The sequence below is a fragment of the Rhodococcus sp. NPDC056960 genome (assembly GCF_042674125.1).
Classification (GTDB): domain Bacteria; phylum Actinomycetota; class Actinomycetes; order Mycobacteriales; family Mycobacteriaceae; genus Rhodococcus_F.
The window spans coordinates 1-8,577 of record NZ_JBHURF010000073.1; the positions used below are offsets into that span (position 1 = coordinate 1).

General features: G+C 67.2%; 10 protein-coding genes. 5 read left to right on the forward strand and 5 right to left on the reverse strand.

The window, feature by feature from the left end:
- On the reverse strand, positions 1-377 hold a 377-nt coding region (locus ACFTWF_RS44780), incomplete at its 3' end, for an MFS transporter (protein WP_378467491.1).
- Between the two features lie 20 nt (positions 378-397).
- Positions 398-1,297, reverse strand: coding sequence for a phytanoyl-CoA dioxygenase family protein (locus ACFTWF_RS44785; RefSeq protein WP_378467492.1), 900 nt, complete (start codon positions 1,295-1,297; stop codon positions 398-400).
- Positions 1,298-1,568: 271 nt separating this feature from the next.
- Here ACFTWF_RS44785 and ACFTWF_RS44790 point away from each other — a divergent pair, with 271 nt between their 5' ends.
- Positions 1,569-2,249 (forward strand): TetR/AcrR family transcriptional regulator, encoded by a 681-nt coding sequence (locus ACFTWF_RS44790; protein ID WP_378467493.1) that lies wholly within the window; start codon positions 1,569-1,571, stop codon positions 2,247-2,249.
- A 66-nt stretch (positions 2,250-2,315) separates the two neighbouring features.
- Here the strand turns inward: ACFTWF_RS44790 and ACFTWF_RS44795 are convergent, their stop codons facing one another.
- Genes ACFTWF_RS44795 through ACFTWF_RS44805 form a run of 3 tightly spaced genes read right to left on the reverse strand, consistent with a single transcriptional unit; the run spans position 2,316 to position 5,102 of the window.
- The gene (locus ACFTWF_RS44795) at positions 2,316-3,089 is read right to left on the reverse strand and encodes a gamma-glutamyl-gamma-aminobutyrate hydrolase family protein (RefSeq protein ID WP_378467494.1); all 774 of its coding nucleotides are present in this window, start codon (positions 3,087-3,089) and stop codon (positions 2,316-2,318) included.
- Positions 3,086-4,441: a glutamine synthetase family protein gene (locus tag ACFTWF_RS44800; RefSeq protein ID WP_378467495.1), complete on the reverse strand. Its 1,356-nt coding sequence runs from the start codon at positions 4,439-4,441 to the stop codon at positions 3,086-3,088. Before ACFTWF_RS44800 ends, ACFTWF_RS44795 begins: the two co-directional genes overlap by 4 nt.
- Positions 4,434-5,102 (reverse strand): hypothetical protein, encoded by a 669-nt coding sequence (locus ACFTWF_RS44805; RefSeq protein ID WP_378467496.1) that lies wholly within the window; start codon positions 5,100-5,102, stop codon positions 4,434-4,436. The genes ACFTWF_RS44800 and ACFTWF_RS44805 overlap by 8 nt, the downstream gene beginning before the upstream one ends.
- A gap of 155 nt (positions 5,103-5,257) precedes the next feature.
- Here ACFTWF_RS44805 and ACFTWF_RS44810 point away from each other — a divergent pair, with 155 nt between their 5' ends.
- The 4 genes from ACFTWF_RS44810 (at position 5,258) to ACFTWF_RS44825 (ending at position 8,569) form a co-directional block, all read left to right on the forward strand.
- On the forward strand, positions 5,258-6,286 hold the full coding sequence (locus tag ACFTWF_RS44810) for an alpha/beta hydrolase (RefSeq protein WP_378467497.1): 1,029 nt from the start codon (positions 5,258-5,260) through the stop codon (positions 6,284-6,286).
- A 385-nt stretch (positions 6,287-6,671) separates the two neighbouring features.
- Positions 6,672-7,316, forward strand: a complete 645-nt coding sequence (locus ACFTWF_RS44815) for a ScbR family autoregulator-binding transcription factor (RefSeq protein WP_378467498.1) — start codon at positions 6,672-6,674, stop codon at positions 7,314-7,316.
- Between the two features lie 126 nt (positions 7,317-7,442).
- A complete protein-coding gene (locus tag ACFTWF_RS44820; protein WP_378467499.1) occupies positions 7,443-8,147 on the forward strand; it encodes a DUF899 domain-containing protein in 705 nt (234 codons plus the stop codon).
- Positions 8,144-8,569 carry an alpha/beta fold hydrolase gene (locus ACFTWF_RS44825; protein ID WP_378467500.1) on the forward strand — a complete coding sequence of 142 codons (426 nt, stop codon included), beginning with the start codon at positions 8,144-8,146 and terminating at the stop codon, positions 8,567-8,569. The genes ACFTWF_RS44820 and ACFTWF_RS44825 overlap by 4 nt, the downstream gene beginning before the upstream one ends.
- The last annotated feature ends 8 nt before the right edge of the window (positions 8,570-8,577 follow it).

An 8,577-nucleotide genomic window follows, 5' to 3' on the forward strand; every position in this document is an offset into this window, starting at 1 on the left:
CCGAAGCCCATCAGAGCGCAGCCGACCAGGACGGTCGGATACGAGTCACCGACGGCCGGAATGAGCGCGCCGACCGCGAGGAGTGCGGACGCCGCCACCGCGGCGTTGCGGTCGCCGTGCAGATCGGCGAGGCGCGGCAGCAGGATGAAACCCGCTCCCCCGCCGAGGGTCAGCGCCGTGTAGAGCCATGTCGTCGCGGCCACGGTGGCGAGTCCGTACTGCACCTGAATAGTCGGCAACAGCGGCGGCAGGATGAAGATGACAGCGTTGGTCAGGACGACCAGCAGTGTGCCGACACCGACGAGCACCGCCTTCTTCGGCGCGGTACGAGCGGTCCCCTCACGGCCGAGTCCGGCGTGCTGGTGGATCTCTGTCATGAATCTCTCCGATTTCGTGGTCAGACGCGGGCCGGAAGGCCGGCGTCGATGGACGTGTAGTCGTCACGCTCGAGCAGATCCATGGGGTCGGACATCTGACCCCCGACCTCGACCCAGCCGACGTAGTGTTCCGACGACCAGTCGAGTTCACGCTGGAGTTCCTTGGGGAGCCTGCGGATCTCGTCGAGGTTGTAGGTCAGGAAGCTGTTCTCTTCCGGCCGGAGAAAGGCGAGGTCGTAGCCCATCGACAGTCCGAAGCGATAGGAGTCGGTCGTCGTGTTCGGTCCGCCCCCGTGGTAGGTGGAGCCGATCCAGATGAGTGCCGAGCCTGCCTTCATCTCCGTCGGGACCGCCTCGTCGAGGCGCGGTGCCCGCGTGTCGTCCCAGAGGTGCGACCCCGGGATCACCAGGGTTCCGCCGTTCTCGGCGGTGAAGTCACTGACGGCGACCATGATCTGCACGCGGGCCTCGCGCCCGTAGCCAGGGTGACGCCACAGCCACACCGAATCGTCGCGGTGCAGGGGCTGTGACCCTTGACCGGGGCCGATCTTGATGGCCGAGGTGCCCCCGACGTGCTTGCCCGCGGGATTCGGGACGGATTCCGCCCCGACGAAGATGTCGATCGGCTTGTTCAGAATCAGGTCGGCGACGCCGCGGTAGAGGGGGTTCATCGCGACGGTGACCATGTGCTCGGTCCTCGCGAACAAACCACCGGCTCGCTTGGTCCGAGAACCCGCGAACACCTCGTCGTGGCCCGTGTCCACACCGTCGAGGACCGGGTTGAGGTCGTTCTCGAGTCCCGCGGTCGTCGCGTCATCGAAGAGACCTTCGATGATCACGCCACCGTCGCGCATGATCACTGCCACCGCCTCTTCGGGGGTCGCGTCGGGGGTGAGCCTGGTAAGTGCTGGCGCCGTCATGGCTACGCCTTTCATTTGAGCTGATCGCACATCGGGCGGGCGTGAGAGCGCGGCCGCAACGCGAGTCGGAATGTGATGCCGGTCATACGGTAGCCGGACGCAGTCATTTGATCAAGGCATATGACTGTGAAATATGAGCACCCTCCGCGCAGCTCGAGAAGATTTCCTCTCGGTGACGCGGATGTGACTGCGGCAGGCCATTTACCGAGCCGGCTGGTAACGTGGGAGCCGACTTGATCATCTGTACATCTCGCATTCGACAGGAGGACGCATGGCTCGCATTCCCGCCGCCGAACGTCGCGCCGAACTGGTGGCGGCGGCCGTGCGCATGATTGCCGCCCACGGAGTGGAGGGCGCCACCACCCGCCGCATCGCGCAGGAGGCGAACGCTCCGTTGGCCACACTGCACTACTGCTTCGCCTCGAAGGAGGTGCTGTTCGCCGCGGTCTTCGAGCACGTCGGCCAGCAATATCGAGAAGTGCTGACGAGCAACGACATCCATGGCGACATGCCGACGACCGCCCGCGCGCTGTTGCGCGGCCTGCTGGAGTGGTACGTCGTGAATCCGGAGTTCGGCGCGGCGACCGTCGAGCTGATCAGCTGGGCCCAGCGTCAGGAGGGCGAGCAGGGCCAGACGGTGTACAACGATGCATTCGCCACCATGCGGGCGATCCTCGGGGCCGGCGCGGCCGCTGCGGGTCAGCCGGTGGACGGGACGATCATCGACGAGCTGACGTACATCGTGTCCGTGTTGTCCGACGGATTCGCGCTCAACTGGCTGGTGTTCACCAAGCGCACAGCGGCCGAGCCGCAGATCGAGCTCACCGTCGGCGTGCTCGACGCATGGATGGCCACCCACCTCGGCGATTCCTCCGGTTCGGTGGCCCAGCCCTCGACGGATTCCCCCGAGCCGACCCTGCGTTCGCTCGTGTCCTGGGTGAGCGTGGATTGATACCGCACTGACCGAAAGAGACTGTCGGCCGCCATCGTTCGGTGGCGGCCGACAGTTCTTTCCGCGTCAGACCCGCTGGTTGCCTTCGGCGACGATCCAGCTCAGCGCCGGATCGTCGCGTTCCATCCATTCGGGATGCCACTGGACACCGAGCACCGCGGCCCCCGGCAACTCGACCGCTTCGACGACGCCGTCGGCAGCGCGCCCCGTGACCACGAGCCCCGTACCGCAGCGGTCGACCGCCTGGTGGTGCCACGAGTTGGTCACCGCGCCGGCGCCGAACAGCCGTTCCGCGATCGAACCGGGCTCGAACGTCACCTTGTGGTCGTCGGCACCGTCGGTGAGCGGAGGCGAGACCGACAGGTGCTCGACGGAGCCGGGCGGGAGATCGGCGATCAGCGTGCCGCCCAGGGCGACGTTCAGGACCTGCATGCCGCGGCACACCCCGAGAACCGGAATGTGCCTGGCGAGCGCGGCACGCACGAGCGCGATCTCGAACTCGTCGCGATCCGGGTCGTGGACCATCGGATCGTCCCGCGGATCCACGTCGCGGACCACCGACGGGTCGCCACCCCAGCACGACGGATGAACGTCCTGTCCGCCGGTGATGACCACACCGGCCAGCCAGTAGCACAGCGCATCCGGGTCGGCGTCGTAGGGCAGGTTCACCGGAACCCCACCGGCCCTGTCGATTCGCTGCGAGAAGTCGGACATGAAGCTGTCGGTGTGCAGGTGGCCGTAGCGCTTGTCCAGACCGTCGATCAGCCCCAGCCGGAACCGTCGTCCGGTGATGCCGATCATCGGCCGGATGAGGCCCGGCGTCGGATTGCCCGCGCTCACGGGAACTCGAAGTACCGCGCCGACTCCCATTCGGAGAGCTCGGCGAACGGATCACCGCCGGTGGTGTGGAACTGCATCCACTCCCACCGCCGCGTACCGACCCAATAGTCGACGAACTCGTCCCCGAGCTGCTCGCGCAGGATCAGGTCCGTCTCGAGAGCATCGGCCGCCTTGGTGATGGTGTCCGGCAGCCGCTCGAGGTCGGGCACACACCACGCCATGTCGGTGACCGGCTCGGGCGGCTCGATCGCACCGTCGAGGCCGGCGATCACCCCCGCGAGAATGGTCGCGACCGCGAGGTACAGGTTCGCATCGGCACCGGGAACGCGATACTCGAGACGGGAGTACGCCGGGTGCCCGCACACCGCACGCACCGCGGCGGTCTTGTTGCTGATGCCCCACGTGACTGTCGTCGGCGGACCGCTCAGGTCGATCAGGCGGCGGTACGACGTGATCTGCGGCAGCACGATCGACGTCGCGCCCCGCATCGTCGCGAGGAGTCCGCCCACCGCATGCCGCATCGTCTGCGACGGCCCGCCTTCGGCGTAGAAACTGTTGACCCCGTCGCGCTGCAGGGAGAGGTTGACGTGTGAGGCCTGGCCGTAACCGGCGGTCGGCTTGGCCATGAAGGTGACGGTGTGACCGAGGTCGAAGGCCACCTCGCGCATCACCTGCCGGGTGCGAGCCCAGTTGTCGCACACTGAGATCGGGTCGCCGGGCACCAGGTTGAGTTCCACCTGGCCCGCCGCGTCCTCGTCGCTCCACGCCTCCCACTCGATGCCGATCTCGTCGAGGCGACGGGCGACCGCCGACATGTAGTCGATCCAGTCCTTCGACTTCGCGAGGTGGTATGCGGTTCCGGCGGAACCGCCGAGCGGGGTCAGGTCGCGATACCCCTTGGCACGGGCCTCGTGGATGGACTCCTGGAACAGGGTCGCCTCGATCTCGACCGCGACGGTGGCCGTGAAACCGCGCGTTGCGAGTCGGTCGACCAGCTTTCGGGCGAGGTTCCGCGGACAGGTTCCGACCGGGGTGCCGTCCGCCTGCCAGTAGTCACCGATCACGGACTGCAGGCCGGGCTCCCACTGCACCAGCGTCGACATGTCGGGCCGGAACTGCAGGTCGGCGAGGTGCCCACGCCACTCGGGGTAGGCGAATCCGAAGGTCGGCGCGTTACCCAGGTCGAGGCCGAACAGGAGATCGGCGAACGCGAAGCCCGAACCCGCGCTTGCAGCGAACTTCCTGGGCGCCACGTTCTTTCCGAGGAACGAGCCGTCGTGATTGGTGGCCTCGAGCCGGACCGTGTGGACGGCGGCGTCGCGATCCGTTGCGGTGGTGGTGATTTCAGACATCGTAGCGAACCTTCCAGGATGCGGCGACCAGCACCGACAGCTGAGAGAGCGTGCCGCGCACGCCGACCAGACCGGTGGACAGGGCGGCGATCAGGTCGTCGGCGCCCGAGAAGATGCCGGCCAGCAACTCCGGCGGGCCGGCGATCACATAGTGAGTCTCGCCGTCGCCGACGATCTGCTGGGCCGGCCCGTCGGGGCCGTCGGCGATCGCGACGAGCACGTCGGGGATTCCCGGCACCGATCGGGCTGCGGCCCAGAACGTTTCCGCGGCGACCTGCCAATCCGGCAGGGGCGGCGACAGCAGTGCCAGCGCCGCGGCGGCGAGATCGGCGTCGCCTGCGACAACAGGCTCGCCGACCGGAGCGAGCCGCGCGTTCAGGTCGACGGTCAGGGTGACGTCGGGCTCGATGAACACACCGCTCGATACGGCGACGACCCCGGCGGAGATGCTGATCGTCGCAGCTTGCGGCGTGTCGTGGGAGCGGACGGCGACGGTGCCGTTCACGCCCGCCACGGAGTCCGCACCGTTCGCGCGGACGGAGTCGGCGATGGTCCGACCGATCAACCGGACGATCGGACTCGCATCGTCCTCGATCCGAATGTCGACCCCGTCGACCGCGTCGTCCCCGCGTGTCGCGGGACCGATCGTCGTTTCGGTCATTCTTCTGTCCTTTCGATTCGACGAGATCGTGCGCGCGGTACACCGTCAGCAGCGGATCCCCAGTGGAACGTGACTTCGCAGTCATACGTCTGAGTCATTCGACTATGATCGTGAGGCACAGATCACTTCTTGTCAATGACTGCGAGGTTTCCGAGATGAACGACGACGCACCCGCCTGGTGGAATCTGCTCGACGACGACGCCACGGCCGTGGCCCACATGATCACCCAGATCCTGCAGAAACCCGTCCGTGAGCTGGGACCGGAGCAGGCCAGGGCGCTTCTGAACACGGCGCCGCCGGCGGAGCCGATCACCCCGCTCGACCATGTCGACCAACTGACCGTGCCGACCCGCGCGGGCGCGATCCGGGCTCGTCTCTACCGCCCCGACGGCACCGCCCCGGACGGCCGCGGTCCGGCCCTCGTCTATCTCCACGGCGGCGGTTTCGTCCTGGGAACCCTCGACGGGGCCGACGAGCTGTGCCGCGCGATCGCCGCCGGATCCGGCTGGACGGTCGTGTCCCTGGATTACCGCCTGGCGCCCGAGAACCCGTACCCGGCAGCACTGGAAGACTGCCTCGACGCCTACGCGTGGCTGACCCGGACGGCACCGGAGCTCGGCATCGACCCGGAACGGATCGCGGTCGGGGGCGACTCCGCCGGTGGCAATCTCGCCGCCGCCGTCTGCCTGCACCGGCGCGACGAACGCAGCCCTCAGCCCGTGACCCAGGTGCTCGCCTACCCCGCCGTCGAAGGTACGTTCACCACTGCGTCGTGGTCGGAGTTCGCCGATGCGCCACTGCTGAGCACCGCGGACGCGCGCTGGTTCTGGGAGCAATACGTCGGGCCCGAACACCGGGCGGGCGACCACCTCGCGGCACCCATGCGCGCGGAGTCCCTCCGTGACCTGCCGCCTGCCCTGATCCTCACCGCGGAGGTCGACCCGATCCGAGACGACGCCGAAGCCTACGCGGCACGGCTGCGGCGCGACGGCGTCCCCGTCTCGCTGACCAGGTATGCCGGCGTCTTCCACGGCTTCGTCACGGAGGTCGGGGTGTTCGTGCAGTCGAAACAGGCGATCGACGAGGTGTGTCTGCATCTGCGCGACGTCGCGCGGAAGAGCTCCGCAACGGCGGTCTCCGACGAATCCGACGGCCCTGCAACCCCCGAGGCGGTTCCGACATGAGGAGAGCCAACTCCGACGACACCGCGATACTGAATCTCGCCCGACGGTGGGCGCCCTACGGGCGCATCCCCACCGGCGACATCTGGGTCACATTCGGAATGAATCCCACCCAGTTCTACTCACGCCTCGCGCGGATACTGGGCACGCTCACCACACGCGAGCTCGCTCCGGACCAACGTCATTCCCTCGAACAACTTGTCGCGCGCCACGTTCGACAACCTGCCGGCGCTCACGACGGGCGGCTCGCCCCCCGACGCAGAGGTGACACCGTGGATCCGTCGTCGAACGGGCCGCGACCGGACAGGACGAACGTCCAACTTTCACACCCGAAACCGACCGGTACGATTTAACGAAGCACCCGGATCGGACCAAGGAGTTGGGCACCGTGCAGAAGCGCGCCATAGCCACTCGCCAGACTGTATTGGCCGCCGCGGCTGAGGTGTTCAATCGCGTGGGATACGTCAATGCCGGCCTGCAAGAAATCATCTCCGAGTCGGGGGTGACCAAGGGCTCGCTGTACTTCCATTTCAGCTCGAAGGAGCAGTTGGCACGGTCGGTGATCGACGAAGGCTGTGAACGCCTCGCGGTGACATGCTCACGTCACATCGACTCCCGCACGCCCGCGTTGGAGGCGTTGATCGGGGTGTCCTACGTGATGATCGACCCGGACAACAGCGACGGCCTGACGTTGGCGGCATTCCGTCTACTCAACGAGGTCGGCGACTTCCGGGGCACCGGGAGCGTGGTCTTCGATCGCTGGACTGCGGCCTACCGGACACTGGTGGCAAGGGCCGTCGAGGAAGGCGACTTCCGTGCGGACACGGATCCGGACGAGGTCGGTCGCCTGCTGCTGGAGATGGCCTTCGGTACGCGACAACTGGCCGTCGCGACCGACACCCTGAGAAACCTGCCCGAGCGCATGACCACGGCATGGAAGGTCTATCTGCCAGGACTGGTCGATCACGCCAAGGTGGAGTACTTCACCCAGTTCGCTGCTCGTCGACAGTCGGCGTTCCTGCTCCCGGCCTGACGTGCCGCGGTGCTGACCACCGCAGCGGCGGGAATGGAACAGAACTCGATGTGCCCAACGCGATGAATTCCGGGTGCGGATCCGGTCAATATTGCAGAGCAGATCCATTCCGACCCTGGAGGCACAATGACCGAGCAGATTGCCAGCGCCCTCCCCCCAGTCGTCGACCAGCAGACCTGGCAGAGCGCCCTCGACGACCTGCGAAGGCGGGAGAAGGCCGCCACCCGTGAACTCGACGCCATCGCCGCGCAGCGCCGCCGGCTGCCGATGGTCGAGTTGCCCGACTACACGCTGATCGGCCCGGACGGCCCGACCCGGCTGGTCGACGTGTTCGACGGCCGCTCGCAGCTCATCGTCTACAACCACATGTGGTCGGACGGAGCGGAGTGGCAGTGCGGCGGATGCACCAGCCTCACGTCGCAGTGGACCCGGCTGGGCATCCTCGACAACTACGATGCCCGCTTCGTCATCGTCACCAACGGGCCCATCGACGAAGCACTGGCCTACAAGGCCAAGGTCGGCAACAAGATGGACTGGTACTCGTCTTCGGAGAGCTCGTTCGGAGCTGACGTCGGCGCACCGCCCGGCGCCGGCTTCGGGGTCAATGTGTTCCTCCGCGACGGCGACCGGGTCTACCGCACCTGGCACACCGACGGCCGCGGCACCGAACAGCTCAGCTACACCTTTGCGCTGATCGACCTCCTGCCCTGGGGCCGCCAGGAGGAATGGCAGGACTCACCCGAAGGTTGGCCGAAGTCGCCCACCTACTCCAAGTGGCTCGACTCTCCCGATGTCGCTCGGCTCTACGGCCCGAAGCCAGACGGCCGGTGACGCCCGATGACGTGACGGGAGCGCCCCCGTCGCGCAGTGGTCACCTGCCGATCAACGGGCTGAGCCTCTATCACGAGGTGTACGGCGAGTCCGACGTGTCGCCCCTGCTGCTCATCCCTGGTGCGTTCATGGCCACCGACTCGATGACGTCGTGGGTGTCGGCATTCGCGGGCACACGCACCGTGATCATCTTCGATCAGCAAGGGCACGGCCGCACCCCGGATACCTCGCGCACGATGTCGTACGAGCAGTTCGCCGACGACGCCGCGGCGCTGCTGCGCGCCCTGAAGGTCGAGCGCGCGGATGTGATGGGCTATTCGCAAGGCGGCGGGGTCTGTCAAGGGACATGGGGGCGTCCCGGTAGGCGGACAGGTGGTGTCCCTGTGCGCGGACAGCTGATCTCCCTGTCGGCGGTCAGCTGATCTCCCGC

Coding starts and splice junctions, on each gene's coding strand:
- ACFTWF_RS44785 (WP_378467492.1), bottom strand. CDS start 1,297: ATGACGGCGCCAGCACTTACCAGGCTCACCCCCGACGCGACCCCCGAA.
- ACFTWF_RS44790 (WP_378467493.1), top strand. CDS start 1,569: ATGGCTCGCATTCCCGCCGCCGAACGTCGCGCCGAACTGGTGGCGGCG.
- ACFTWF_RS44800 (WP_378467495.1), bottom strand. CDS start 4,441: ATGTCTGAAATCACCACCACCGCAACGGATCGCGACGCCGCCGTCCAC.
- ACFTWF_RS44805 (WP_378467496.1), bottom strand. CDS start 5,102: ATGACCGAAACGACGATCGGTCCCGCGACACGCGGGGACGACGCGGTC.
- ACFTWF_RS44810 (WP_378467497.1), top strand. CDS start 5,258: ATGAACGACGACGCACCCGCCTGGTGGAATCTGCTCGACGACGACGCC.
- ACFTWF_RS44820 (WP_378467499.1), top strand. CDS start 7,443: ATGACCGAGCAGATTGCCAGCGCCCTCCCCCCAGTCGTCGACCAGCAG.